Here is a 26,598-nt window from a genome sequence, read left to right on the forward strand (position 1 = left end):
GGTATCAGAATGCCTGGATTTTGGTCCAGATCACCCGTGACTGAACAAATTGCCCACTTCTGAGTTGACCACTCTGGTTGGGAAACCGAGCCTTGACTAACACAGACTGGGCCTGAGTATTGACATCGGGTGAAATGAAATTGATACTGCCCGTCGCAATTCTCTGTTTGCTATTCGGATCGATTAACTCGACGGGTAAGCCTGCTCGTAGATTCGGCAATTGATTGGAAGGGATGGATAGCCGTAAATCCAGAGCATCGTTTTGGGTAATGGTGGTGATGGTTTGCCCAGTGCTGATCACATCTCCAGCTTGCACGGGAATATCACCCACGATCCCGGCGAGCGGCGAGAGGATTTGCCGGAAGTCCACCCCCACCCTGGCCGCGTCCACCTGGGACTGAGCCTGCTGGATATTCCCCTCCGCCTGCGTGATCCCCACCTCTGCAACTTGAAGTCGCTCCTGAGCTGCGGTGAGACGGTTCCGAGCCGAATCTAAATTATTTCTCGCCTGATCGTACTGCAACTCCCCGATCGCCCCCTGGCCAACGAGATACTGGGCCCGCTCAAAGTTCGTTTGGGCTAATTCCAGATCGGACTGTGCCGTTGCTAATTGCGCCTGGACAACTTCCCGTTCACGCAGAGCCGCTTCCCGTGCCGTTCTGGCATTCTCCAGGGCTGCCAAGGTTCCTTCTAGCTGCGGCACAGATTGATCCGGCCTCAAGGTTACAAGGGGGGTACCTCGTTCCACGCGATCGCCCGGTTGCACCAGAATTTGCTGAATTTGGCCCTGAACTTCGGGTCTGACTTCAACTTTTTCAGCCGCTTCCAGTGTGCCCACAAATTCAGAAACGTCCTGGACTCGTCCCGGTTCAATGGCAAGCCATTGCACGGGAATTGCCGTCGGTGCAGCAGCCTCCTGTGACGGATCAGATTGGCTACAGCCAGTTGTCAGCGACGTAATCGCTAAAAAAGTACTGAAGAGAAGGCTAGAGTAGTAGCCATTAATTCTAATCACCATTTCTTGCGAGTGCTTACATAAAGTAGAACAGTTCGTTAGCCTGGGAAAACGGCAGATTTCGCTGAAAAAATCAGGAATAATCTGATTCAGCGATCGGTTCAGGTTTGCCCAAAAACCTACGTCGGTTTCGTACAAAAAACCGTGCTAGCAGAAAAGTTTCACCAACGTTCTTCGAAGCGACACCTCTAGATTCTGACACTCAAAGAGTGTATTGCAGGATAACCTCATAAAAATTTAATCTGGAGTGTAATACATTACAAGCGAAGTCAAATTATAGAAACTCGCTAGCGCAATGACTATCAAAAAACGGCAAGCTTTTCACATCACAAAACGCTGAACCTCAACGGCAGCCTGCTACTGCTACGGTGTATCTCGCACCCACTGCCTGAATGCCACCAATATTCGTGTTAACCTGGAAGGGGAAAACATCAGTACGATCGGGTGTAACTTCAACCGTTATGGGTTGATTGGCAGGTAGTTGAATTCGCTGTTCTCGATAGAATCGCTGATTGGTATCATCTGGATACTTAAGAAACATCGAAATATCATACTCTCGATTGTTATGAGGCATGAGGATTACCATGTAGCTCTGGTAGGTTTGTCCACCTGAAATAAACCAGTCCGTATGCCAGTTGTTGCGGGTTCCAGCACTTGCAGGGCCCGGTAAGGGAATCCTGACACCTGGCGGGGAAATCTCCTTGGTCACTTCACTGCCTTCACCCCCAACTAAGGGTAGTGCTTCACAATTATCGGGGAAGGCGGGTAACGGAGCATCTGCTACTGATTCTTGTGTTTCAGATTCTTGTGCCTCGGATTCTTGAGCCTGAAGAGGAACACTCAAGCTTGCCAGTAATGTCATTAATACAAAAACACTGATACGAAGAATCATGATGGCTTTCCTCCAGAAACTTAAGAAACAGTTCCTAAGTTCCTTCAAATTAGGTTAAATATTTTTTCATAAATGCTGACGCTGTAATCGATCAGCACTATTCGAGAAGATACCAAGAATTATTGAAGATAGCAAGTATTATTGTGGTGAAGTGGCAATGCTCATTTGAGCGAAAAGCGATTCAAACGATAGAAAGATCGGGATGGTTGATGACCAGAATGGTTGAAAGAACTGAAGTGGTTTGACACTATGGATTGAGTAGGTTCAAATCACTGGGATTTCCGAGACAGCACATTCCAAAATTGAAATTTGTGTTGTCTCAGTTGCACAGCCAGTTTCAGGATGTATCCCAGTTTTGCATTTGCGCGACAACTATCTCACTGGCAGGCAAGACTTGGGCTTGAATCTACCTGCACTGACTTGAGGGAGCATCCCGCTGGATGCAAATTGATCAACTTCCGTCGCGCAGGTAGCGTTTCGACTGAGCACTCAAGCCGAAGTCTTACCTGCCAGTGAGTGATGCCTAATGCAGATGCAAAAGTGGGAGACACCCCTGTGACCTGGATGGTGCGGACAAATTGATGGCACGCCCTAAAATTCTCACTAGAATTGTCACTCGATCGTCACTTTTTCCTGCTAAAGTTGCGAATGCCTTAAATAGATTCAAATCACTGGATTTCTGAGGCATCATCTAATTTGAAGCGCATTTTAGTTCCCACTTTAAACTCAAGTTCCCACTTTAAACTCAAGTTAAGGAGTAGATTCGTGAGTCATTCAACACCTATTTCTTCCAATCCTCAACCGAAAAAAGATCCTAATACCGCCCCTTACACCAATCCCCATCCTGAACCAATGCAAGATCCGAACGTTGATCCCTACACTAATCCCCATCCTGAACCGATAGAAGATCCCAACACTGCCCCCTACACCAATCCCCATCCTGAACCGATAGAAGATCCCAACACTGCCCCCTATACTAATCCTGATAGCTAAGGGATCTGCAATAAAATGGCATCCCACTTTGAAGAAACCTGCTGTTGGGGTGTGCGAATGTTTCAATAAAGGATATGAATTAGCACAGAGATGGGCAGCAATGCGAATCCTTCTGGTTGAAGATGATGAAAACTTAGCAAACGCATTGGCGGTCATCCTCCACAAGCACAACTATTTGGTGGATGTGGCACCGGATGGTGAGATGGCGTGGGAGATGCTTCATATCATTGACTACGACCTCGTGTTGCTGGATGTCAATTTGCCCAAACTGGATGGCATCGGGCTGTGCCGGCGATTACGGGCTCACGATCGCCAGGTTCCCGTCATGCTAATGACGGTACGAGATTCAGTCACGGATAAACTGCTGGGCTTGGAGAGCGGTGCCGATGACTATCTGGTAAAGCCATTTGATATGCAGGAGTTGCTGGCCCGGATTCGCATTTTATCGCGACGATTCAGCGAACCCACCACGGCTGTTCTTTCCTGTGGGAGCATTCGGCTTAACCCCCAGATGCGGGAGATCGCGTATGATGGCACCGTTTTGCCCTTTAGCCGCAAAGAATATTTGTTAATTGAGTTATTTCTACGGGGCGTTGCTGAATCAAGAGATGAACCTCGGAGGAACTGGAACATCGTCAAACCTGAGGTAGTGAAGTAACAACCGAATAGAGTGAGCCAGCATTTCTACGGCTTTGGAGTAGCACAGCGTTTTGCGATGCAGTCGAGCCAGATAGTGCCGCAAGCGAGTGTTCTCACTTTCAACTCGAGTCATATACGTTTTGCTGACAATCTGATCGCCATCGGGAATGAAGCCGGGATACACCGACCACCCATCAGTGACGTAGAAATAGCAGTTCCAGTCCACCACAGTCTGCCAGAGCGGGACAAAGGTTTCAGCACTATGGTCACCCAGAACCCAGCCTAAAATTCCCTTTTTGAAGTGGTCAACGGCTGTCCATAGCCAAATCTTGTTTTTTTTGAGCCGACAAAGGTTTCCAATTCGTCGAGTTCTCCAACTTCGGGGGGCGTTTCCGGTGCATAGGCGTCCGGCAGGCGCGTTGCGACCTGCTGCACCCAGGTAATGACCGTGGTATGGTGTACTCCTTTGACCCGTTCGATCGCTCGAAACCCAGAGCCGTTGAGATACATCTTGATGCATTCGCGTCTGAACTCGTCTGAGTACCCTCGATGCGGGTCGTAGGTATCAATGAACTGACGACCACAAGCGACACAAATGTGATTTTGCTTACCTTTCCTCTTACCGTTTTTACGGATATGAGTAGCCCCACACTCTGGACATTGCATTGCAGATTACTCTAAATCATCTTTTAATTATGCAACGCCGAAATATTGAGGATTGCTCCACCTCCGGCTGCCTCCATATGGGGCACACATAATTGACAAAGATGGAACACCGAAAAAACATTCAATTTGTATGCCCAAATGAACGTATCCATTGGCATATCAAACGGCTTTGGGCCACCACCGCCCGCATTGTTCACCAAAATGGTGATCTTGCCAAAGGTTCCGATCGCTTCCTCCACCAGATTCTTCAATCTCGATCCGCTGCTTGCATAAGGGATCTGCAATCAAATGGCATCTCAATTTTTGAAAAAATCGGCTGTCAGGGCGCACAGCAGTGCACCCCTAAAACGCTGCGATCGATTCGGTGGAGTGGGGTGGTTCATTGTGGGCATCATTCTGAGTGCGTACCACGCGCACCGAGCAAGGAGATTGACCCATGACAGCACGGCTGACACTTCCCAGCAGCCAGCGATCGAACCACGATCGTTGCCGTTGTCCCACCACAATTAAGTCGGCTCCCCATTTGCTGGCGAGGTAGCAAATCAGTTGTCTGGGGTTGCCAATTTGTTGAGTAATCTCAGTGTGAATACCGTATTTTTGAGCTTCTTGAGCTAAACGCTTGAGTTGATTCAGGCTGTTTCGTTCGGTTTCTAGCTTTTGCTGTTCGTAGCGTTGCACTAGCTCGGCACGAGTAATGGAGCAGGAATAAGGAATCAAGCTGGTCAGGGGCGATCGATCGCGCTCATCGGTCGATAGGATGTGGACAAGCATGAGCTGGGCATCTTCCTGTTTGGCCAGGGTCAATGCTTCAGCAAAAATGGGGTTTTGATCTGGGGAATCATCCAGAGCAACCAGGATTCGACTGATCATGGGGCTTCTCCTTATAGCGATCCCATTTACTCCACCGCATCGCCTGGCTACAGCCCAGGTGCCATGGACGTTCAAGGATATATTGAGGTATCTATTTTGAGCGTAGGCGAAGAATTCAACCCGGAAGGGAAGGCCTCAGCAATCCTTAACAAAACTTTCCTGCTGCCCTGGCTTTGGTTTTAGATGTGTTGCAAAAGGTTGAGAAGTGTTGATCGCTGCTGGAATTTTGCCATTTTAAATGATTCGATCGCCCTCAAATTACTACTACGGCATAAAAAATGCCAGAATGGCTGTGTGCATCTGTATTAAAGGGCAAATGTACTGCTAAGTTAGGATCAGGCTAATGGTGCGATCGGCATGATTCCCCTCCAACTCACCCTGAAAAACTTTTTGAGCTACCGTGAAGCCACCCTGGATTTTCGCGGCTTGCATGTTGCCTGTGTCTGCGGTGCCAATGGAGCCGGAAAGTCGTCGCTCTTAGAAGGAATCATTTGGGCTATCTGGGGGCAAAGCCGGGCCCAGGCAGAAGATAATGTGATCCATTTGGGAACTACCGAGGCAACTGTAGACTTTACGTTTCAGTGCCATCAACAAACCTATCGCGTGATTCGATCGCGGTATCGCGGCCAGGCTAGCACGCTGGAATTTCAAATTCAAACGCCAAAAGGATTTCGCAGTCTGACGGAGAAGGGAGTCCGGGCAACCCAGAATTTGATTCTGCAACATTTGCGGCTGGATTATGACACCTTCATCAATTCGGCCTATTTGCGGCAGGGGCGGGCGGATGAGTTCATGCTAAAGCGACCCAGCGATCGCAAACAAATTTTGGCGGACTTGCTCAAGCTGGATCAGTACGATGGGTTGTCGGAACAGGCGCGGGAACAGGTGCGGGAACTGAAGGCAGAAATTAGCTTGCTGGAGCGAAACCTGGAGTCTATCACTGAACAACTTCAGCAACGGCAGCATTTAGCGATCGAAGTGGCAGCTTTACAAACGACGCTTCAGGAACTTCAGCAAACCCAGCAGCGGGAACAGGATCAACTCCGTCATCTGCAAGCCATCCAGCAGCAGCGGCAAGCCTGGCTTCATCAACTCAGCTTGCACCAGGAGCAGCAGCAACACCTGACCCAGGATTGTCAACGATTGCAAAAAGAATTGAACGCAGCCCAGCAACACCAACGCCAGCTAGAGTCTATTCTGCAAGAGGCGGAAACCATCACCAGCCACTATGCCCAGTTCCAGCGGCTCCAGTCCGAGGAAGAGGTGGAGACGGCTAAATTTCAAGCCCAGCAAGCGGCTCAAGCTCGGCGGCAAGAACTGGTTGCCCAACAGGCAGAGCAGGTGAATCAACTTACCGATCGGCTGCACCACATCCAGGCTCAACTTGCTGCCCTCCAGGATCAGGAGCAGGAGATTCAGCAAACTTTAACCAAGACCGCCGAAATTGAAGCCGCCCTGGAACAACTCCATCAGGCCCGATCGCGGTTGACCCATCTGGATCATTTACAAATGAAAGCGGCTCCCCTTGTGCAGCGTCGGCAGCAGGTACAAACCCAGGTCGATCGATCCCAGGCGCGGTTAGTAGCTCGGCTGGAGGAACTGCGCTACCTGAAAGCCCAACTCCAGGCACAACAGCAGCGACAGCCAGCCCTCCAGCAAGCGATTCAAGATATTACCGCCCAGATCGAACATTTGGAGGCACGAAAACTTTATCAGCAAAAAGTGAGAGAGAAAGGAACAGAACGGCGGACATTTTTAGAACGACTTCAGGAACGTCAGCGAGAATTGGAGCAAGAATTTTCTGAGCTGGATCATAAGATTTTGATGTTGCAGAAGGGGGTAGAGCAGAGGGAATGGGGAGTGGGGAGTGGGGAGTCGGGAAGAGTAGACAGGGAGATGGAGCCAACGGAGCACATCGCTATGGCTTCGGAGGTTCAGCCCCAGCGGTTGACTGTTCTGACTTCAGAACAGCCGTCGGTTGCCTATCCGCCCTGTCCGTTGTGCGATCGACCGCTAGATGAGCATCACTGGACGGTGGTGTTAGAGCATCATCGAACCGAACAGCAGGAAATTCAGCAGCAGCTTTGGGTGATTCGGGAACAGTTGACCACTTCCGATCGAGAAATTCGGATTTTGCGGCAAGAGTATCGAGATTTAGATAAAGAGTTGGCGCAGTATGGAGCGACGTTGGAAAAGCGGGGACAGCTTCAACAGCAGCTTCAGGGTGTTTTAGGTGAGCAGCAACGGCTTCAGGATGTGCAGGTGGAAATCAGTCAACTGGAACATGCTTTGCAACAGGGCGATTTTGCCCCAGAGCTACAGGAGGAACTGCAATTACTGGATCACAGCCTGCATCAACTGGACTACGATGACAAAAACCATGCCCTGGCACGGGGAGAGGTCGATCGCTGGCGATGGGCAGAAATTAAGTATGCAGAGATCAAACAGGCTCAACGCCGCCAAACACAGATTAACGAACAAAAGCCGGAATTAGAAAGGACGATCGCTGCACTAGAACAAGAGCTAGAAGCGATGGCTCATTCCCCCCTACAGCACCACATTCATGAACTGGATCAGCATATTGCGGCGATCGGTTATCATCTGGATCAGCACACCGCGATTCGGCAGGCGATTCGGCAAGCTCAACCCTGGCAACTTCGCTACCAGGAACTCCTACAGGCACAACAAAATTATCCCTACGTCCAACGTCAGGTTTATGAATTAATAGAAACCTGTACCCATCGCACCACATCCCTGCAAACGATCGTCGCTCAAGTTGAAGAATTTAACCATTACCTGGAACAAACCCCCGATCCCCAGGCTCAAATTCAGTCGATTGAACAGCAAACTCACCACAATCGATCGCGCTTAGATGAACACCTGGCCAAGTTAGGCAGCCTCCAGCAGCAGCAACAACACCTGGAAACCCTGAGCACTCAACGTACAACTCTGAGTGAGCAACTGCAAACGTCTCGCCGTCAGTACCGCGTCTACCAGGAGCTAACCCAGGCCTTTGGTAAAAACGGGATTCAAGCCCTGATGATTGAAAATGTGTTACCTCAGCTAGAGGCGGAAACAAATCAAATTCTGGGACGGCTCAGTGCCAATCAACTCCATGTGCAATTTGTGACTCAACGGGCCAAGCGCGGCAGTTCCAGCAGCCGTAATTCAGATAAATTAATCGATACCCTGGATATTCTCATTAGCGATGTGCAGGGAACCCGTCCCTACGAAACCTATTCGGGGGGAGAAGCCTTTCGGGTCAACTTTGCGATTCGGTTAGCTCTGGCGCGCTTACTGGCACAACGATCGGGGACTGCCCTACAAATGCTGATTATTGATGAAGGATTTGGCACCCAAGACGATGCGGGATGCGATCGCTTAATTGGGGCAATTAATGCCATTGCGTCTGATTTTGCCTGCATTCTGGCCGTTACCCATATTCCCCACCTCAGAGAAGCATTTCAAACTCGCATTGAGGTGTCAAAAACCGAATCTGGCTCCAGGTTGAGGGTTTTAAGCTAGGGCGAGTCCCATCGTCGTACAGTCCCTACTGCACCGTCAGCCCGTACTTTTGGAAAATAGCAATTGTTGCTCGAACCTGCTCATCGGTGGGGGGGGCAACCTCCTTGAGCTTATACTCATAGCCCATCTGCTGCCACTTATATTCCCCCATCTGGTGAAACGGCAGCACTTCAACTTTTTCAACGCAAGTCAGGCTAGAGACAAATCGCGCTAATCCTTCAACATTGTCTGGCGCATCAGTCAATCCAGGCACCAGCACAAACCGCACCCAGGTACGCTTGCCAATATCATCTAAATAACGGGCAAAATGAAGCGTGGGTTCGATCGCCACACTGGTTACTTTGTGGTAAGTCTGGGGATCAAAAGACTTAATATCCAGTAGAACCAGATCGACATAATCCAGAACGGGTTTAGAACGAGCAAAATCAGGAAAACCAGAAGTATCTAGGGTCGTATGAATTCCTAACGCCTGACATCGCCGGAAGATTTCTCGTACGAATTCCGGCTGTAACAATGGTTCACCACCGCTGATCGTCACACCTCCCCCGGAATAGGTCATGTAGGAACGATACTTTTGAATCTCCTCCATCAATTCATCGACGGTTACTTCCTGCCCTTGATGGGGATCACGAGTGTCTGGATTATGACAATACAAACAGCGCAGCAAACAGCCTTGAGTAAAGATAACAAAGCGAATTCCTGGGCCATCCACCGTACCACAGGTTTCGACGGAATGAATCCGACCGCGATCGGATTGATGTAAGTTTGGCAGAACCGGCTCAGGAAGGGTGTGAGAAGTCATAATCAATGGAACTTACAACGAAAATGGAACTCATACCAATTTGCTTGGCAGAAATTGCACATCCTGGCAAGGGCGCACTGCTGTGCGCCCCTAAAGGCAATCTATCTGCCGTGCAAACGATTGGAATCGGTATCAAAACGAACCAAGAATCTGATCAATCATCAATCTTTTTGGGAGGCGGACAAGTTGCCCGCCCCGTCAGGCTAAACAGCCAGCCCGTCTACTACAACCGATCGTGGAACGTCCGATGAATCACATCCAACTGCTGCTCACGGGTCAGCTTAATAAAGTTCACGGCATAGCCCGATACCCGAATCGTCAGTTGGGGATATTCTTCAGGATGATCCATCGCGTGGATCAACGTTTCCCGGTTCAGCACGTTAATGTTGACATGATGTCCCGTATCGTGGAAGTAGCCATCCAGCATTCCTACCAGATTCGTGGTTTGATCCTCCTTCGCCTTACCCAGAGCCTGCGGTACGATCGAGAAGGTATAGGAAATCCCATCCTGGGCATCTTCATAGGGCAGTTTGGCAACCGATGCCAGAGAAGCGATCGCCCCTTTGGTATCCCGCCCGTGTAGTGGGTTTGCTCCTGGCGCGAAGGGTTGTCCTGCCTTCCGTCCATCTGGGGTGTTCCCCGTTTTCTTGCCGTAGACCACGTTCGAGGTAATGGTCAGAATAGATTGAGTGGGAACGGCATCTCGGTAGGTCTTGTTCTTCCGAATTTTATTCATGAAGGATTTCACCAGATTCACCGCAATCCGATCGACCTGATCATCGTTGTTCCCATATTTGGGATAATCTCCTTCCACCCGGTAATTCACCACTAATCCATTTTCATCCCGAATCACCTTCACCGTAGCATACTTGATCGCAGACAAAGAATCTGCCACAACCGAGAGACCGGCAATACCGCAGGCCATCGTTCGGAAGACATCCCGATCGTGCAATGCCATTTCCAGACGCTCGTAGCAGTATTTGTCATGCATGTAGTGAATCACGTTCAATGTATTCACGTACAGCTTCGCCAACCAATCCATCATGCGATCGAGCTTCGCCATGACATCGGCATAATCCAACACCTCAGAGGTGACTGGAGCGTAAGCTGGCGCAACTTGCAGGCCGTCTTTTTCATCCCTGCCGCCGTTGATCGCGTACAGCAGACATTTAGCCAAATTGACTCGTGCACCAAAGAATTGCATTTGTTTGCCGATGGGCATCGCTGATACACAGCAGGCAATGCCATAATCATCGCCGTAGGTGGGGCGCATCAGGTCATCGTTTTCGTACTGAATCGAGCTGGTGTCAATAGAAACTTTGGCACAGAACTGTTTGAAGGCATCCGGAAGCCGGGTAGACCACAGGACAGTCAGGTTGGGTTCAGGGGCAGCCCCCAGGTTATAGAGGGTTTGCAGGAAGCGGAAGCTGTTTTTGGTGACCAGGGTTCGCGCATCGTTGCCCATCCCGCCAATACATTCCGTCACCCACACTGGATCGCCCGAAAACAGTTGGTTATAGTCGGGAGTCCGCAGGAACCGCACCATCCGCAGTTTCATCACGAAATGGTCGATCAATTCCTGAGCTTCGGATTCCGTTAGCGTCCCGGCTGCCAGGTCACGCTCAATGTATACATCCAGGAAGGTGGAAACCCGGCCCAGGGACATGGCTGCTCCATTCTGCTCCTTAATTGCGCCCAGGTAGCCAAAATACGTCCACTGCACTGCTTCTTTGGCGTTGGTGGCCGGACGGCTAATGTCAAACCCGTAGCGATCGGCCATGATCTTCAGTTCATGCAACGCCCGAATCTGCTCGTTGATCTCTTCCCGCAGTCGAATCACAGATTCATCGATCACATCCGGTTCCAGGGATTCGAGCTGCACCTTTTTGTCGGCGATCAAACGATCGATCCCATACAACGCCACTCGTCGGTAATCGCCAATGATCCGCCCCCGTCCGTAGGCATCGGGCAACCCGGTAATAATGCCAGAGTGCCGCGCCAGCCGCATTTCGCGGGTATAGCCATCAAACACACCATCGTTGTGAGTTTTGCGGTATTGAGTGAAGATCGCTTCCGTTTCTGGATCTAATTCATAGTTGTAAGCTTCCAGGGATTTTTTCACCACCCGAATCCCACCGAGGGGCATGATGGCTCGTTTCAGGGGTTGGTCAGTTTGCAGGCCAACAATTTGTTCAAGGGCTTGATTGACGTAGCCAGACGCGTGAGCCGTGATGCTGCTGGGAACCTGCGTGTCTGCATCCAGGATTTCTTTTTCGCGTTCTTGTCGCATCAGTTCCCGCACTTCCAACCACAGCGATTGAGTGCGATCGGTGGCAGGAGCGAGAAAGCCGGACTCTCCGGTGTAAGGCGTATAATTTTTCTGAATGAATTCCTGGACGTTAATTTCATCGATCCATTTTCCAGGCGTAAATCCACTCCAGGCAGGTTCACGAGCAGCAGAATTGTCAGCGTCAAACGCGAATTTGGGTAAGGTGGAAACCATAAAATATTCCCTCAAACGTTGTACCGGCTGAATCGCAGGGGCAATGACTCAGAGCAATGGGGATCGTCGTGTCGATGAAGTCGTGAAGCGATCGAGTCAAAACACAAATAGAACAAACGTTTCAGACTGTTGAACGTTGTTAAGAAATAAACACTAACGAAAGCAAACGTTACAAGCAAACGTAAATGGACATTAAGTCAATGGACATTAATAGAGCTAGCTGAGATGGATGAGCAAGGGACTTCAAAGTGACGTGATCTCCAGTCAAAATCTCCAGTCAAAGCTGATTCAGGCTGTCAGTAGGTTAGGAAGTTCTACCTACTTAAAGTCTAGCGGTCGATCGAGGATTGCGCTGCAAATGTGTACGTAACTTAAAGTTCTGTGCAGTAAGACCCACAAAGTCAGCCATTCTCAGTCATGAAGTCAGTCACGCAGGCGCTTTACTGAAGTCAGGTTGGAACTCAGCTTTTGAACGTTCTAACCGGCCTGCGCAGGCGAGGGAAAGCTTTAACCGATTGATTTTCTAGCCCCCATCATTTTTATAAAGCGATGACCACCGTAAACATTGCTACAACTTCTGAAGAAAAGCAACAAATTTATCGCTTTCGGTATCAGGTTTATGTCGAAGAAATGCGAAAAAAACCGAAAGCTGCAAACCATACTGCTCGAATTCTCACTGACCCCCTGGATGAAACATCCATACTACTCTACGTCACCCACGCAGATGAAATCATTGCGACCCTGCGGCGTAACTTTCTGGATGCAAGCAAATTACCGGAAACAATCCAGGAAAAGTTATCGATTGCTGACTTTACTCACCCCAAGCATCAGTTATCGATCAGCACTCGTCTGATGATTGCGCCCCAGTGGCGCAGATCCGTGATGGTGGGGGCGATCGTCGCTGAAGCCTACCGGCAGGGGCGGGAACGAGATTTGCAATTTGATTTTGTGCATTGCGCTCCCTGGCTAGTACCGTTCTACGAAAATCTGGGATACCGTCGCTACACGGATCATTTTCTAGATTCAGATACTGGGTTACAAATTCCGATGATTTTGGTAATGGAAGATGTTGAACACCTGCGTACAGTGCGATCGCCCTTTTATCGATTGGCCCGCAAGCAGAAGAACACTCCCCTTGCAAGGGACTGGTTTCTGGAGCATTTCCCCCAGCAGCAACGGTTTTTTAACCACTGCACCCATTCGATCGAAGAAATATGGCAATTCTGGCGGCCCCAGTTCCAATCTCCGGGGCAAACAGCTCCAATATTCGAAGGTATTGGTGATGATACAGTGGCTCAATTGCTTAAGGGCAGCACAGTTCATCCCGTAAAGGCAGGGGATACCATTTTACAAATAGGTGATATCAGTAATGCCTTGTTCCTGCTGCTGGAGGGGGCGATCGAAGTCAACTATCTGGCGGGAACATCCTGCATTTCTACAGAGTTGAAACCGTTTCAAACCTTTGGAGAAGCTGCTTTATGTACGACCTTACCCTCCCCAGAGCAGGTCGTTGCCAAAACCAATGCCCATCTTTTAATTATTCCCAAGCCCACCATCATGAAGGTGATGAAAACATCGCCCAGTACAATGTGCCAGTTCTTTTTGAATGTATCGCGGAGTTTAGGGGATAAGTACGTTCCCAATGTCGAAACCTTTGATCTGGCAGCAAGTCTGGCTGTGAAGGCCGCTTAGGAACATGAATTCAATAACCTGCGCGTTTTACTCTGCTGACTGGGCGGGCAAGATGCCCACTCCACAAGAATTCCAGTTGATTAAATTGGCATTCCCAAGGAGCAGTCTGTCCCTTTTTTCGGCTCGGTCCCCCCTTTTTTAAGGGGGGCTAGGGGGGATCTAAACAGGGTTTGCGATCTACTGATCCTACAAGAATGTCGGGTTATTGAATTTACCTTCCTGAGCAACGCACTGTCTTGAGAGGTTTTGATCCGTTACGCTGTTGCTCACCTATCCTACAAATCGATCGGGCTTTCTACTCATTCTATGACCTGAGGAAGGTTGCTTAAGGATAGGTTTAAGATATCTACGAGGATAATTTTGTGAATGAAATTCTGAGAATTATTGAAGCTTCATCGGATTTACTGCGGCAAAAATTAGAATTGGTTGAGGTTTCTACTGGATTTACGCTGGATCAATATGTGCGTTATTTAACGACGCAGTTTTACCTGACCAAGGATGTCCAGCGGCACTTCTTTACGATCGCCAGCCACTCCAGTCTGGTGGATAAGCCAAAGCTACGACAATTTCTGGTATCTTTTGGGCTAGAGGAAGAGCCGCACTATCGTATTGCCTACAAAGATCTGGAAAATTTGGGACAAGAACTTTTACCAATGCCGATCGATGTCAAGATCTGGTGGATGTATTTTGACTCAATCCTTCTTTCCCGTCCCTTTGTCCGGTTGGGGGCAACCTGCATTCTGGAAAATCTGGGGGCAGGCAGCAAAGACGTGACGCGACGATTGCTCCACCACGCCCCTTTTATTACAGAACGCACATCCCGCTTCATTGAAATTCACATGCATGAGGAACTGCCCCACGGTCAGCAGGTTTTAGCTGCTCTGGAGCAATCCAATCTGACCCCCAGTCAACTGGCTGATTTAGAGGAAGGAGCCAGGGCAGGGGCATTGCTCTATTTGCGCATGGTGGACTGGATGCTGAAGCTGGATTTGCTCACAACAACGCTGCTGGATGATGCCCCACTGCAAAAGACTACTGTTGCGCACGCTGCGGCAACTACCGTTCCGTGTTGAGGGGTTCTGCTCTTTCCACCTTTCGCCAGAGTTTGCAGCCTCCCAAAATCTACCCAGCGATAGTCTGAGATTGGACTCCAATTCGTAAAAATAGATACACAACGCATCTGATGCAGGAGTTAACGATCGATGGCAGACAAAAATCAGGATTCCAAACCCGCTCAACAGCCCTACGACACTGAGAGCGAAGAGTCGTTCGATGCCAAAGTGCTGAGTGAAGAAATTCAGGAAGGCGCGCAGGATGCACCAAAGGTCAACTCGGAAGATGACTATGCTGCATCGAAGCAGTTCAGTGAAGCCCAGGGAAGCGAAAGCAAAGCCTCTGGTAGCCCGGATCAGTTTCGGGATATGGCAAAACAAGTTAAGCGGAAGTAGATACCCAGGGTAGTTTACCAACTTTTTTCTCGACTCGACTCTCGACTAGACTAAGACCTCACAAAGACGAGCTTGACCTCGTCTTTTTTATTGCCGTTTTTAAGGCACAAAATTGTCTTCACTCGCACAGAATGCTTAACTGAGGGTACGTATCCTCAAATCACTCTTTGTTTCGTCCCTACTCTCTGTTTCGTAACCCCTCTTTATCTCGTAATCACTCTTCATCTTGTAACCATGCCAACGTTGTTAGTTAAAAATATTCATACGCTTGTCACTATGGATGCCGATCGCTGTGAACTTCAAAATGCGGCCCTGCTGGTTCGAGATCATAGGATTGAGCAAGTGATTGAGCAAGTCGCAACCCCTTCAGACTTGCCCGAAGCCGATCAAGTCCTGGATTTACAGGGCAAACATATTGTGTTGCCAGGGCTGGTGAATACCCATCACCACTTTTATCAGTCCCTCACCCGCGTGGTGCCCGCTGCCCAAAACTGTGACTTGTTCCAATGGTTGCAAACCCTTTATCCAATTTGGGAACAACTAACGGCTGAGGGAGTGTATGTCAGTGCTCAACTCGCCGCTGCTGAATTGATCCTATCGGGCTGTACTACCGCCAGCGATCATCTATACATTTACCCGAATGATTGCACGCTAGATGACGAGATTCGAGCAATTCAGGAGATTGGGATGCGGTTTCATGCCAGTCGCGGCAGTATGAGTGTGGGGGAAAGTCAGGGAGGATTGCCCCCAGATTCATTGGTGGAACCAGAACCGCAGATTTTGAAAGACTCGCAGCGGTTGATCGAACAATACCACGACAACTCGCGGCACTCGCTGGTGCGAATCACCCTGGCTCCCTGCTCTCCTTTTTCTGTATCGCCAGATTTGATGCGCGAATCGGCTGCCCTGGCCCGATCCTATCCTGGGGTCAGGTTACATACCCACCTGGCGGAAAATCGATCGGATGTGGACTATAGCTTGAGCACCTTTGGATTAGAACCAGGCGACTATGCAGAATCCGTGGGCTGGTTAGGAGCCGATGTTTGGCACGCCCATTGTGTGCAGTTGACCGATGCTGCGATCGCCAAGTTTGCCCGGACGGGAACCGGGGTTGCCCATTGTCCCTGTAGCAATATGCGGTTGGCGAGCGGGATAGCTCCGATTCGTAAGATGTGCGCTCAGGGTGTTCCCGTAGGATTGGGCGTGGATGGATCGGCTTCCAACGATGGCGGCAATTTAATTCAGGAAGCCCGCACGGCCTTCCTATTAGCCCGCGTTCGAGATTGCGATGCCACTGCAATAACCGCTCGCCAGATTTTAGAAATTGCCACGATCGGCGGCGCGAAGGTACTGGGACGGGATGACATTGGTTCCCTGGCTCCGGGTATGGCTGCTGATTTTATTGCCATTAACCTCGATCGCCCCCAACTGGCTGGAGCACTCCACGATCCGGTGGCTGCCCTGATCTTTTGCCAAATCGATCAGGTGGATTACAGTTTCATTAACGGCAAAAAAGTGGTCGATCGGGGACAACTAACGACGATCGACCTGCCCCGGTTAGTGGAGAAGGCGAACCAAATTGCGATCGAGATGGTGAACAAATAAGTAAGGGCGTACAGCAGTGCGCCCTTACCGGGATTGTCTGGCTGATCAACCTAACCCAAGATCTGATCGTCCAGGGAGAAATCCACCTCGATCGCATTTCGTCCAGACTCCAGGTAGTCATTCTCAAAGGAATCCCGCAGTCCGGAGACCAGATCAAATTCTGGAGTCCAGTACAGCTCTTTTTGGGCCTTGTGAACATCGGCAAAAAAGTGCTGCACCCGCATGGGAAAAGCTTTGCGCTTGCCAAAGTCAAACTGTTTGGGGTCGTAGTGAACCAGCTTCAGCGTATCGGGATCTTTGCCAGCGGCTACTGCACAGGCTCTAGCTAAACCGTCGAATGTGACATAGCGATCGCCCGACACATTGTAGATTTGCCCGATCGCCTTACGGTTGCCGAGAACCGCTGCCATTGAGGTGGCCAGGTCTTGAACGTGGCCCAGTTGGGTGATGTGCATGCCATTACCGGGAATCGGGATGGGTCGATCGCGGACAATTCGATCAAAGAACCAGGCTTCCAGGTCGTTGTAATTTTGAGGGCCGTAGATATAGACCGGACGGACGGAGGTGAAGGGAATCCCCTGTTCCTTTAAGTAATTCTCAGTTTCAAATTTGCCCTTGTGACGGCTTTTGGGATCAACGGGATCACCTTCCCGATGGGGCATCTGATCGGACTTGAGGTACACCCCCGCTGAACTGACATAGACAAAATGCTGCACCGTGTCTTTGAACAATTCTATTAACGGCTGTGTATCGCTCAGTTCCCGGCCGTTGTTATCAAAAATGGCATCAAAGGACTGTCCTTCCAGCTTAGCTTTGAGGTCTTCAGGATCGGTGCGATCGCCCTGAATTTGCTCAATTCCCTCGATCGGTGCGGGTTTGTTGCCCCGGTTAAACAGCACCACCTCATGATCTTCGTGATATAGCAGCCGCGTCAGGTAAACGCCAATAAACCGAGTGCCGCCCATAATCAAGATTCGCATGACTGGATACCCCAAATTTGCCTCTTTTCATCCTACGGCTTAATGTCCCTCTTCAATCGCTGTTATTGGGGTTTTATAGGTGAAACCAGAGAAAAATGAAGTTTACCTGAATGATGAGGCTGAATCAAACGATTTTTAGAGAAAATTTAATAACTCTGACCACAGAAATTAGAAAATGGCGAAATGACAAGGTTTTAGGCTGTATTCAAGATAGAGTAGTTTCATAAAAACTGTTATTCATCATCATTTAAGCGAGCAACGCCACAACCGTTATATGACTACGTTATTGCGTGGACGTTATGAAGTTTTAAAAAAACTGGGTGAAGGCGCATTTGGGGAAACGTATCAAGCGAGAGATCGTGAGCGTCCCAGTCAACCTTTATGCCTGGTGAAGCGACTGAAGCCAGTCCATACCCATCAGGTCGTGCGGGCATTTTTCGATCGAGAGGCGAAGGTGCTGGAAAAGTTGGGCGAACATCCTCAAATTCCTCGCCTGCTGGCCCATTTCACTATCGGACAGGAGCTATTCATTGTACAAGAGTTTGTCATCGGTCATTCTCTGAGGCGAGAAATTGCACCGGGAAAACGAATGGCAGAACCGCAAGTGATTGAACTGTTGCAGGATGTTCTGAAAACCCTGGTATTTGTGCATCGAAACGGAGTGGTGCATCGGGACATCAAGCCAGAGAATGTCATGCGGCGGCAGGATGGCAAATTGATGCTAATTGATTTCGGGGTCGTCAAGGAATTGGGTTCAGTGTTTGTCACGGAGAGTGGGGAGATTCAAACCTCTGTGGTGGCAGGAACCCACGGTTATATGCCGATCGAACAACTGCGGGGTAAACCAGGGTTGTATAGCGATATCTATGCTCTGGGTATTATGGCGATCGAAGCCTTAACGGGGATTTATCCGACTCGCCTACCCGATGATCCGGAGACAGGGGAAATTCTGTGGCGCGATTGCCTCCGACAGTCCGGAAACCATCCAGTCAAAGTGAGCGATCGGTTTGCGGCAGTGCTACAACGAATGGTGGAAGTTTTCTATCCCCAACGCTATCCCTCTGCCCTGGAAACCCTGTCTGACCTTCAAGCCATTCTTCGTTCCCGGACTGTGCCCCTTCGCTGGGCTATGCCTGCTGCGATCACCGCTGCCCTGCCTTCAACGGTATCTTTAGGGCATTCATTTGCTTCGTCGCTCAACCCATTATCCGCTGCCGCTGCCCTGGCCCCTGCAACTCCAACGGCTTCCCTGTGGTCGCGTCGTCAGATGCTCCAAAATCTTGGCATTGCTGCCACCAGCATGGTTACGGTCATGATGGGTGGACGGATGATTGAACGACAAAAATCCAATGGACTGATCCACGCTTCCTCATTCCAGTCTTTCCCGTTGCAAACCTTCCGGTTTGAAACTGTCACAGTCGATGAATATGGCAGTATTGTTGATCACCCTCAGAGCCAAGCTCAGTTTTTTGTTGAAGATCTGGGAAATAACGTCTTTCTGGAAATGATAGAGATTCCAGGCGGTACGTTCTGGATGGGTTCACCGGAGGAGGAAAAAGAGCGGTTTACTGAAGAATCGCCTCAAAAGAGAGTGCGCCTGCCCTCCTTCTTCATGAGCAAGTTTCCCATTACCCAGTCCCAGTACATGGCGATCGTCAAGCAGAATCCTTCCCGATTCGTTGGGGCAAATCGTCCGGTGGAAATGGTGTCCTGGCATGATGCGGAGGTTTTCTGTCAAGCTTTGAGCCAACGCACTGGACGGGTCTATCAATTACCCAGTGAAGCTCAGTGGGAATATGCCTGTCGGGCTGGCACCACGACTCCTTTCCACTACGGCAAAACAATCACGACGCTATTGGCGAATTACAACGGCAGTGAATCGATCCTGGGATCTGAACCCACCTATCATCTGGAAACGAAGGGAGAATATCGACAGCACACCACTGAAGTCGGAAAGTTTCCTCCTAACTTGTTTGGGTTGTACGATATGCACGGCAATGTATGGGAATGGTGTCAGGATATCTGGCATGATAACTACCGGGGTTCCCCAACGGATGGCAGTGCCTGGATGATGCAAGGCGATATGCTGCGGCGGGTGCTGCGGGGTGGGTCGTGGAATGCCAGTCCCCGGAGGTGTCGATCGGCAACTCGCATCAGCAACTTACCGAATACGCGAGATATCAATAATGGTTTCCGTGTGGTGTTTCGCCCGATCGGGGTGAACGGGGCTGTTTAACGGAGGCATGGCGGCTCTTTACAATGCGATTAGATAGCGTTTGCATCGATAATCATTCAAGTTAAAATTGATTTTTCTACATCAGTAATATGAAGGGCACTGTAGCTCGCAGAACCCTCCAGTGACGAATATCAGATAACGGCAGCATAATTAAATCAAGTATGGCAGACGGCAACCTAGAACAGCGACTATCTGCACTGGAGACACAAATGCAAGAAATGCGAGCATTATTGCAGCAAACTATTCAATTGCAGAATCAAACCGCAATGAATTTGAATCGACTAGAGGGCAATCTGGATCGATTAGAAGGAAATATCGATCGGGCATCTGGTCGGCTCGATCGAGTGGAGGAAAATCTGGATCGGTTGGAGCAGGCTCAAGCTCGAACGCAGCAGCAGCTTAACCAAACCCAGGATATTGCTAACAGCAATGCTCGATCGATTCAAGCCTGGGAAGCACTCATCAATGAAAACCGTGATGAAGCCGAGCAGGAGCGTTCAGAACTTCGAGTTGCAATCAATGACCTGGTGCAGGTCAGTCGTGAAAATATTGTGCAGCATTTTGAGTTTAGAGAACGCTTTGATCAAGTATTCTGAGGGAACTGGAAGAGCTGCGACGAAGTAGAGGATAGTCCCGATCGATTGGATATTTTGCTGCACGTCTTACTGAATGTAATCTAAATAACACTGAAATGTTCAACCCTGCGGAACTGATCGGGGATGAGTGGAATCAATTAGCTCAGATCAGTACTGGAGATTCCAGATGTATCAAGGGTTAATTGTCATATCACGAGCGGCGATCGGTCTGCTGTTCATCGTTTTGTGTGCAGGCGTTGCTGCATTAATTGCAATGGCTCCTGTGCGGATTGAGGGGGGAATTGCCAGTGTTTATTTGAGAGGGGCAGATCAAGGGGTATGGGTGTCAGGACATCGGTTTACCTGCACTCAAGAACCAACGATCGATCGCTGTACGGTGCAGATTCAGGAACAGCCTTTATCCATGCAAGTGAACTATGGCGATACAGAAAGACGAATCTTTAATGACACAGCAACCTGCCAGGCGACCTACGGCGATCGTCCCGTCAGCTGTGAGGTAAGCTACTGGTACAAGACGGGGCATTTACCCAATTTGCAGATTCAAGAACCCGTGGGGTTGAGTCAGCAAACGCTAGAACAACTCTACCGAGAAAACTTTTTGATTCAGGTGAGCAGAGATGTCCTGATCCGCTGGAGTGGGTTTCTGGCGATTGCTGGCGGACTGTTGGTAGCCCTGAACTTTGCCCTATTCTCTCCGCCCTTAACCCAGGCAGTGGCTGGAGCCATCAATGGTACTGCTGGGCTGTTAGTGGCGTTCGCCACACGAGGCTCGTTTTACTCCTTCCTGGGACTTAGAGAATTCTCGCTGTTATGGGGGGTTGGGTTTGGCACGCTGCTCGGCGTTGTGGTGTGGTCTTGTAGTCGTCAGGTGGCTAGAGTGATTTCCGGTCTGAGCTTGGGGTTAATGCTGACTGGATTTATCTGGGCTTTTTCGCTCATGCTGCTCTTTACCTTGGGCTATGCGGCTTAGCCGTTAATATTACAAAGGTGATCTTGCAAAATCGTTGTGAATGAGACGATCGATTCCTGCCATCCCAGATTAGTATTAGGATCGCTTACTTCATTCTGAATAGGGGGTCTATGCTGTTCTCTAATTCAAAACCCGCGCTCCTCGTTCTGGCGGATGGTACAGCATTTAAGGGTTGGTCGGTGGGTGCATCGGGAACCACCATTGGCGAAGTGGTGTTCAATACAGGCATGACGGGCTACCAGGAAGTGCTGACCGATCCCAGCTATCGGGGACAGATTGTTACCTTCACCTATCCAGAACTGGGCAATACGGGAGTCAATCCTGACGATGAAGAGTCCGATGGGCCGCAGGTCAGGGGATTGATTGCCCGCAATATTTGTCCTCGACCCAGCAACTGGCGATCGACCCAATCTCTGCCCGATTACCTGAAACAGCACAACATTCCTGGGATCTACGGCATTGATACTCGTACCCTGACCCGGATTCTGCGATCGTCTGGAGCGATGAATGGCGGCATTTCCACTGAGGTTCTCGATCCGGCGGAACTGTTGCGGCAGGTGCAAGGAGCCCCCAGCATGGCGGGTTTGAACCTGGTGAAAGAAGTTTCGACCAAAGAAGTCTATGAATGGTCTGATCCCACCAGCGACATCTGGGAGTTTCGCCCAACCCTGACGGCATCGGAAGAACCCCTAACTGTAGTGGCGATCGACTTTGGGATTAAGCGTAATATTCTACGGCGGCTGTCCAGCTATGGCTGTCGGATTATTGTGGTTCCCGTGGACACACCACCCGAAGAGATTCTCAAATATAACCCAGACGGCATTTTCCTCTCCAATGGCCCGGGCGATCCTTCTGTGGTGCTGGAAGGAATCGAAACGGCCAGGGCGTTGATAGCGAGCCAGAAGCCCATGTTTGGCATTTGTATGGGTCATCAGATTCTCGGACTTTCCCTGGGAGCAGAAACCTTTAAGCTGAAGTTTGGCCACCGGGGGTTGAATCATCCCTGTGGGTTGAGCCAGCAGGTGGAAATTACCAGCCAAAATCACGGCTTTGCCATCAATGCCGATACGCTTTCCGCTGACGATGTGGAGATTACCCATCTAAACTTAAACGATCGCACGGTCGCCGGACTGCGCCATAAAACCCTCCCCGTCTTTTCAGTCCAATATCACCCCGAAGCCAGCCCTGGCCCCCACGATGCCGATTATTTGTTCGATCGGTTTGTTCAGTCTATGCGGGAACATCGGCAAGCAACTCGATCGGGAGCGATGGTTTAGAGGCAGCAGGAAAGAAAAGGGAAGAGGGAAGAGGGAAGAGGGAAGAGATAGAATTCAAGTTTTTCGTTTTTCGTTCTTCCTTCTTTGTTATTCCTTTGGGCAAGATAAGTGAGTTGGTTCTTCAGAACGGCTGATCCGTCCTCCCTAATCCTGAAATTTATGCTCCTACGTATCCTCTGGAAGCAGCGTACCTGGTTCTTGCTCGCTCTCCAACTACGCGGTTCGGTTGTTCTTTCGGTTTTACCTCGAACTCTATTCTGTGCTGGGTTTGCTGCGATCGTGGTGGGACTGCATCAAACGGGGAACCTGGTTACTTTTTCGGGGACGGCCAGCGTGATTATGAACATCGTGCTGGGTTTGCTGCTGGTATTTCGGACGAATACAGCCTATGAGCGGTTTTGGGAGGGACGACGGCTCTGGGGAACGTTGATCAACACCGTCCGAAATTTGGCGCGGCAGATCTGGGCGATCGTACTTGAAAAGGAACCGCAAGATCGTATGGCAAAGCAAAATACGCTGTATCTGCTGGTGGCTTTTGCGGTTGCTACAAAACTCCATCTTCGCCAGGAGTCTGTTAACGAAGAACTGAAAGCCCTCCTACCCGCATCCCGGTTTGCCAAGCTGACTCAAATGAACAATCCACCCCTGGAAGTGGCATTTTGGATTGAAGATTATTTGCAGCAACAATACCATCGTCAGTGTGTCAATGTTTATCAATTGACTCAGATGCAGCAGTTGCTCAATGGGATGGTGGATTGTTTGGGAAGCTGTGAGCGCATCCTCAAAACGCCAATTCCCCTGGCTTACGCGATTCATTTAAAGCAATTACTATTAATTTATTGCTTGCTTTTACCATTTCAATTTGTCAATGATTTGAATGGATGGACGATTCTACTAGTAGCAATTATTAGCTTCTCATTGCTGGGAATTGAGGAAATCGGAATTGAAATTGAAAATCCTTTCGGTCGGGATCCCAATGATTTAAAGCTGGATGCTTTTTGTGAAACGATGAAGCGGAATATTGATGACTTAATCACGATCGAACCCATTAGCGCGATCGAAGCTTCCTTACAAAATCATTCTTCTGGACTAGCCCCAGGGGATTACTCCAACTCGCTTTACGAGAACCAGCCTTAAATCGTTGAGTGTTTCTGCCCAATGGAAGAGGTTTTCATCTTCCCCAGGAGGGACTGGATCGTTGATATCAATCTTCACACTCCCTGAGGCATCTTCACTCTTGGGAAAGCTTCTCATTTAATGCTGAGTTAACGAGAATACTTTTCATTAAAACTGTTAGTTAATTTCCTCAAGAATGTTTGCCAAGTTGACGCTTCGATTAAAAATCTATAATGTAAATACTTGTCTATCAAAAGTTCTTGCAAGTCCGCCCGTTTGTAGGATCTAGAAAAGAATTGCGTTGTTCGATAAGGAGAATGTTGATATGGCTATTACCGCGCCCGTATTGCAGCAATTTGATGAAGTCCGCGACAATCCAATTGCCCTCGAATTGAATGTGACGCGGCCTGTTTGCGAAGGTTTCAACGTGGTGTTGTCCAGCTTCCAGGCGTTGTACTTGCAGTATCAAAAGCATCACTTTGTAGTTGAAGGGGCTGAGTTCTATCAACTGCATCAGTTTTTTGCTGAAAGCTATGAAGAAGTACAGGAACACGTTCACGAAATTGGTGAGCGGCTGAATGGTTTGGGGGGAGTTCCGGCGGCGAACTTTGCCAAGCTGGCTGAACTGTGCTGCTTTGAGCCAGAGGGAGATGGAGTCTATTCCTGCCGCGACATGGTGGAAAATGACTTGTTGGCCGAGCAGGCAATCATCCAGGTGATTCGTCGGCAAGCCGGACAGGCAGATAGTTTGGGCGATCGCGCCAGCCGTTATCTCTACGAGAAAATCCTGTTAGAAACGGAAGAACGGGCCTTCCACCTCCAGCACTTCCTGGTACACGACAGCCTCACTCCAGCCTTTACCCTGACCAACGGTGGTAACGTGCGGTAGGGCAGAATTTGCTGTCCTTCGTAAGCTAGTCAGATCCAGATGGGCAGGTTATCGCCTGTAGGGGCGCACAGCAGTGCGCCCCTGTGCGCCCCTATGCGCCCTTACTGAGGCAGATTGATTAAGATCAAGATCTAAACCCAAAGTCAGTCTGTCGTTATTACTGCCAGGAACTACCCTTGAAGCCCTCATCTGCCTACCTGCTGGTATCCCACGGGAGCCGCGATCCCCGTCCCCAAATTGCGATCGAACATTTAGCAAAACTAGTGGCCCAACGATTATCAGGAGTCGGGCTTTCTCTGGCTGCTGCTGGAACGGGGGAACGATCGGGGAGTTTAGCGCAGGCTGCAGCGATTCCCGTTGGGACGGCCGTTTTAGAACTGGGCCCGCTTCCCCTCCATCAACAGATCCAGAATTTTGCGCGAACGATCGCCGCTCAGGGGTATCAACAACTCCATCTTGTGCCGCTGTTTCTGCTGCCTGGAGTGCATGTGATGGAAGACATTCCCCAGGAAGTTCGGCTGGCCCAGTCTGCCTTACCTGCTGATCTATCTGATCTAACGGTGCAAATTTGTCCCTACATCGGTTGCCATCCTCAACTCAAACACCTGCTCATAAACCCCATTGACCCGATCGCCACCTCTTCCAATGCGGGTAAAATTCTCCTCGCCCACGGCAGCCGTCGCCCCAAGGGGAATGTTCCAGTTGAATCGATCGCCGCTGACCTCAATGCGCTTCCTGCCTACTGGTCTGTCCCTCCCAATTTGGAAACCCAGTTATCCCGGTTGATTAAGCAGGGCTATCAGCAGATCGCCATCCTGTCCTACTTTTTGTTTGAAGGCGGCATTACCGATGCCATTGCTCAAGCGGTCGATCGCCTCACCCAGCAATATCCCTATGGGCAAATCCAACTGGGACAACCGATCGGAGCTACACCCGCCCTGGCAGATTTGATTGTGGAAATTATTGCAGCAGAGTAAATCAACTTATGCAACAATTGCATTGATTTGATTCAATGGTCGATCGATTTCAATCGGTTCGTATCAATCATTACGATTTCCCCCCTGGCTCTGAGTCACCCTGGTATGTAGAAGCCAGATCCAAATCGCTCTTCAACCCTATGCAACCATTCGGAAAAGTTTATCTCGTCGGTGCTGGCCCTGGTGATCCAGGTTTATTTACGCTCAAGGGAAAAACCCTGTTAGAGTGCGCGGATGTCGTAGTCTACGATGCCCTGGTCAGTCCCCAAATTCTGGCAATGATTAATCCCCAGGCTGAGCAGATTGATGCGGGGAAACGGCGGGGACGGCACTCGATGCTGCAAGGGGACATCACAACGCTATTGATCGAAAAGGCAGCGGGCCATGCGATCGTGGTGCGGCTGAAAGGCGGCGATCCCTTCATGTTTGGACGGGGTGGTGAGGAAATGGAAGACCTGTTGCAGGCCGGCGTTCCCGTTGAAGTGGTTCCCGGCATTACCTCCGGGATTGCAGCCCCAGCCTATGCGGGAATTCCCCTTACCCACCGGGCTTATAGTTCCTCCGTCACCTTTGTCACCGGACATGAATCTGTCGGCAAATATCGTCCTGCCGTTAACTGGCAAGCCATCGCCCACGGTTCCGAAACGATCGTGATTTATATGGGCGTTCACAATATGCCCTACATCGTCAGTCAACTTCAGCAAGCCGGACTATCCCCCGAAACGCCGATCGCCCTGATCCGCTGGGGAACTCGCTCCGAGCAGGAAGAACTCCGTGGCACGTTAGCAACGATCGTTCAGCAAATTGAGGAGACTAGATTTGAAGCTCCAGCGATCGCAGTGATCGGCGCAGTGGTTAATCTCCACGACACGCTGTCCACCTGCCGTCCTCTAGTGATGTAATTGCG

Annotated in this window: 22 protein-coding genes and 1 pseudogene; 15 read left to right on the forward strand and 8 right to left on the reverse strand. The window is 49.9% G+C overall.

The window, feature by feature from the left end; genetic code table 11:
• Positions 1 to 4 precede the first annotated feature (4 nt).
• On the reverse strand, positions 5 to 1,018 hold the full coding sequence (locus ACM1PF_RS23685; RefSeq protein WP_416667656.1) for an efflux RND transporter periplasmic adaptor subunit: 1,014 nt from the start codon (positions 1,016 to 1,018) through the stop codon (positions 5 to 7).
• Positions 1,019 to 1,358: 340 nt separating this feature from the next.
• Positions 1,359 to 1,907 carry a hypothetical protein gene (locus tag ACM1PF_RS23690; protein ID WP_416667659.1) on the reverse strand — a complete coding sequence of 183 codons (549 nt, stop codon included), beginning with the start codon at positions 1,905 to 1,907 and terminating at the stop codon, positions 1,359 to 1,361.
• Positions 1,908 to 2,672: 765 nt separating this feature from the next.
• On the opposite strand from ACM1PF_RS23690, the gene ACM1PF_RS23695 reads away from it, so the two are divergent.
• Both ACM1PF_RS23695 and ACM1PF_RS23700 read left to right on the forward strand, forming a co-directional pair.
• A complete protein-coding gene (locus ACM1PF_RS23695; RefSeq protein ID WP_416667662.1) occupies positions 2,673 to 2,900 on the forward strand; it encodes a hypothetical protein in 228 nt (75 codons plus the stop codon).
• A 100-nt stretch (positions 2,901 to 3,000) separates the two neighbouring features.
• Positions 3,001 to 3,558 carry a response regulator transcription factor gene (locus tag ACM1PF_RS23700; protein ID WP_416667665.1) on the forward strand — a complete coding sequence of 186 codons (558 nt, stop codon included), beginning with the start codon at positions 3,001 to 3,003 and terminating at the stop codon, positions 3,556 to 3,558.
• On the opposite strand, the gene ACM1PF_RS23705 is transcribed toward ACM1PF_RS23700, so the two are convergent.
• From ACM1PF_RS23705 to ACM1PF_RS23715, 3 genes and pseudogenes are all read right to left on the reverse strand, one after another.
• Positions 3,502 to 4,205 (reverse strand): IS1 family transposase gene (locus tag ACM1PF_RS23705; RefSeq protein WP_416667667.1). Its coding sequence is split into 2 segments (ribosomal slippage): positions 3,502 to 3,867 and positions 3,870 to 4,205, totalling 702 coding nucleotides; the frame shifts between segments, so codons are not numbered across the junction. The two genes, ACM1PF_RS23700 and ACM1PF_RS23705, sit on opposite strands and share 57 nt — an antisense overlap.
• A gap of 32 nt (positions 4,206 to 4,237) precedes the next feature.
• Positions 4,238 to 4,450 (reverse strand): annotated as a pseudogene (locus ACM1PF_RS23710) (SDR family NAD(P)-dependent oxidoreductase); the annotation flags it as partial.
• Positions 4,451 to 4,547: 97 nt separating this feature from the next.
• Positions 4,548 to 5,075: a universal stress protein gene (locus ACM1PF_RS23715; RefSeq protein ID WP_416667670.1), complete on the reverse strand. Its 528-nt coding sequence runs from the start codon at positions 5,073 to 5,075 to the stop codon at positions 4,548 to 4,550.
• A 357-nt stretch (positions 5,076 to 5,432) separates the two neighbouring features.
• On the opposite strand from ACM1PF_RS23715, the gene ACM1PF_RS23720 reads away from it, so the two are divergent.
• A complete protein-coding gene (locus tag ACM1PF_RS23720) occupies positions 5,433 to 8,600 on the forward strand; it encodes an AAA family ATPase (RefSeq protein WP_416667673.1) in 3,168 nt (1,055 codons plus the stop codon).
• A gap of 25 nt (positions 8,601 to 8,625) precedes the next feature.
• On the opposite strand, the gene pflA is transcribed toward ACM1PF_RS23720, so the two are convergent.
• Complete coding sequence (gene pflA, locus ACM1PF_RS23725; RefSeq protein ID WP_416667675.1) at positions 8,626 to 9,402, reverse strand: pyruvate formate-lyase-activating protein; 777 nt, start codon at positions 9,400 to 9,402, stop codon at positions 8,626 to 8,628.
• Between the two features lie 223 nt (positions 9,403 to 9,625).
• Positions 9,626 to 11,905 carry a formate C-acetyltransferase gene (pflB, locus tag ACM1PF_RS23730; protein WP_416667678.1) on the reverse strand — a complete coding sequence of 760 codons (2,280 nt, stop codon included), beginning with the start codon at positions 11,903 to 11,905 and terminating at the stop codon, positions 9,626 to 9,628.
• 549 nt (positions 11,906 to 12,454) lie between these two features.
• Between pflB and ACM1PF_RS23735 the strand changes: the two genes are divergently transcribed.
• The 4 genes from ACM1PF_RS23735 (at position 12,455) to ACM1PF_RS23750 (ending at position 16,650) form a co-directional block, all read left to right on the forward strand.
• The gene (locus tag ACM1PF_RS23735; protein WP_416667681.1) at positions 12,455 to 13,597 is read left to right on the forward strand and encodes a cyclic nucleotide-binding domain-containing protein; all 1,143 of its coding nucleotides are present in this window, start codon (positions 12,455 to 12,457) and stop codon (positions 13,595 to 13,597) included.
• A gap of 362 nt (positions 13,598 to 13,959) precedes the next feature.
• Positions 13,960 to 14,670, forward strand: a complete 711-nt coding sequence (locus ACM1PF_RS23740; protein WP_416667684.1) for a hypothetical protein — start codon at positions 13,960 to 13,962, stop codon at positions 14,668 to 14,670.
• Positions 14,671 to 14,799: 129 nt separating this feature from the next.
• Positions 14,800 to 15,045: a hypothetical protein gene (locus tag ACM1PF_RS23745; RefSeq protein ID WP_416667685.1), complete on the forward strand. Its 246-nt coding sequence runs from the start codon at positions 14,800 to 14,802 to the stop codon at positions 15,043 to 15,045.
• A 234-nt stretch (positions 15,046 to 15,279) separates the two neighbouring features.
• Positions 15,280 to 16,650 (forward strand): 8-oxoguanine deaminase, encoded by a 1,371-nt coding sequence (locus tag ACM1PF_RS23750; RefSeq protein WP_416667687.1) that lies wholly within the window; start codon positions 15,280 to 15,282, stop codon positions 16,648 to 16,650.
• A gap of 50 nt (positions 16,651 to 16,700) precedes the next feature.
• Here the strand turns inward: ACM1PF_RS23750 and ACM1PF_RS23755 are convergent, their stop codons facing one another.
• Complete coding sequence (locus ACM1PF_RS23755; protein ID WP_416667689.1) at positions 16,701 to 17,630, reverse strand: NAD-dependent epimerase/dehydratase family protein; 930 nt, start codon at positions 17,628 to 17,630, stop codon at positions 16,701 to 16,703.
• Positions 17,631 to 17,904: 274 nt separating this feature from the next.
• Between ACM1PF_RS23755 and ACM1PF_RS23760 the strand changes: the two genes are divergently transcribed.
• From ACM1PF_RS23760 to cobA, 8 genes are all read left to right on the forward strand, one after another.
• On the forward strand, positions 17,905 to 19,866 hold the full coding sequence (locus ACM1PF_RS23760; protein WP_416667691.1) for a bifunctional serine/threonine-protein kinase/formylglycine-generating enzyme family protein: 1,962 nt from the start codon (positions 17,905 to 17,907) through the stop codon (positions 19,864 to 19,866).
• Between the two features lie 161 nt (positions 19,867 to 20,027).
• On the forward strand, positions 20,028 to 20,462 hold the full coding sequence (locus ACM1PF_RS23765) for a hypothetical protein (protein ID WP_416667695.1): 435 nt from the start codon (positions 20,028 to 20,030) through the stop codon (positions 20,460 to 20,462).
• 166 nt (positions 20,463 to 20,628) lie between these two features.
• Positions 20,629 to 21,432 carry a hypothetical protein gene (locus tag ACM1PF_RS23770; protein WP_416667696.1) on the forward strand — a complete coding sequence of 268 codons (804 nt, stop codon included), beginning with the start codon at positions 20,629 to 20,631 and terminating at the stop codon, positions 21,430 to 21,432.
• Positions 21,433 to 21,542: 110 nt separating this feature from the next.
• Entirely contained in the window at positions 21,543 to 22,709 is a 1,167-nt protein-coding gene (carA, locus tag ACM1PF_RS23775; protein WP_416667698.1) for a glutamine-hydrolyzing carbamoyl-phosphate synthase small subunit, read from the forward strand.
• Positions 22,710 to 22,868: 159 nt separating this feature from the next.
• A complete protein-coding gene (locus ACM1PF_RS23780; RefSeq protein ID WP_416667701.1) occupies positions 22,869 to 23,846 on the forward strand; it encodes a bestrophin family protein in 978 nt (325 codons plus the stop codon).
• Positions 23,847 to 24,150: 304 nt separating this feature from the next.
• Positions 24,151 to 24,714, forward strand: coding sequence for a Dps family protein (locus ACM1PF_RS23785; protein ID WP_416667703.1), 564 nt, complete (start codon positions 24,151 to 24,153; stop codon positions 24,712 to 24,714).
• Positions 24,715 to 24,890: 176 nt separating this feature from the next.
• Complete coding sequence (locus tag ACM1PF_RS23790; protein WP_416667706.1) at positions 24,891 to 25,691, forward strand: sirohydrochlorin chelatase; 801 nt, start codon at positions 24,891 to 24,893, stop codon at positions 25,689 to 25,691.
• Between the two features lie 140 nt (positions 25,692 to 25,831).
• The gene (gene cobA, locus ACM1PF_RS23795) at positions 25,832 to 26,593 is read left to right on the forward strand and encodes a uroporphyrinogen-III C-methyltransferase (RefSeq protein WP_416667708.1); all 762 of its coding nucleotides are present in this window, start codon (positions 25,832 to 25,834) and stop codon (positions 26,591 to 26,593) included.
• The last annotated feature ends 5 nt before the right edge of the window (positions 26,594 to 26,598 follow it).

The organism is Egbenema bharatensis FJBBOT/2019 (assembly GCF_048077055.1).
GTDB lineage: Bacteria > Cyanobacteriota > Cyanobacteriia > Elainellales > Elainellaceae > Egbenema > Egbenema bharatensis.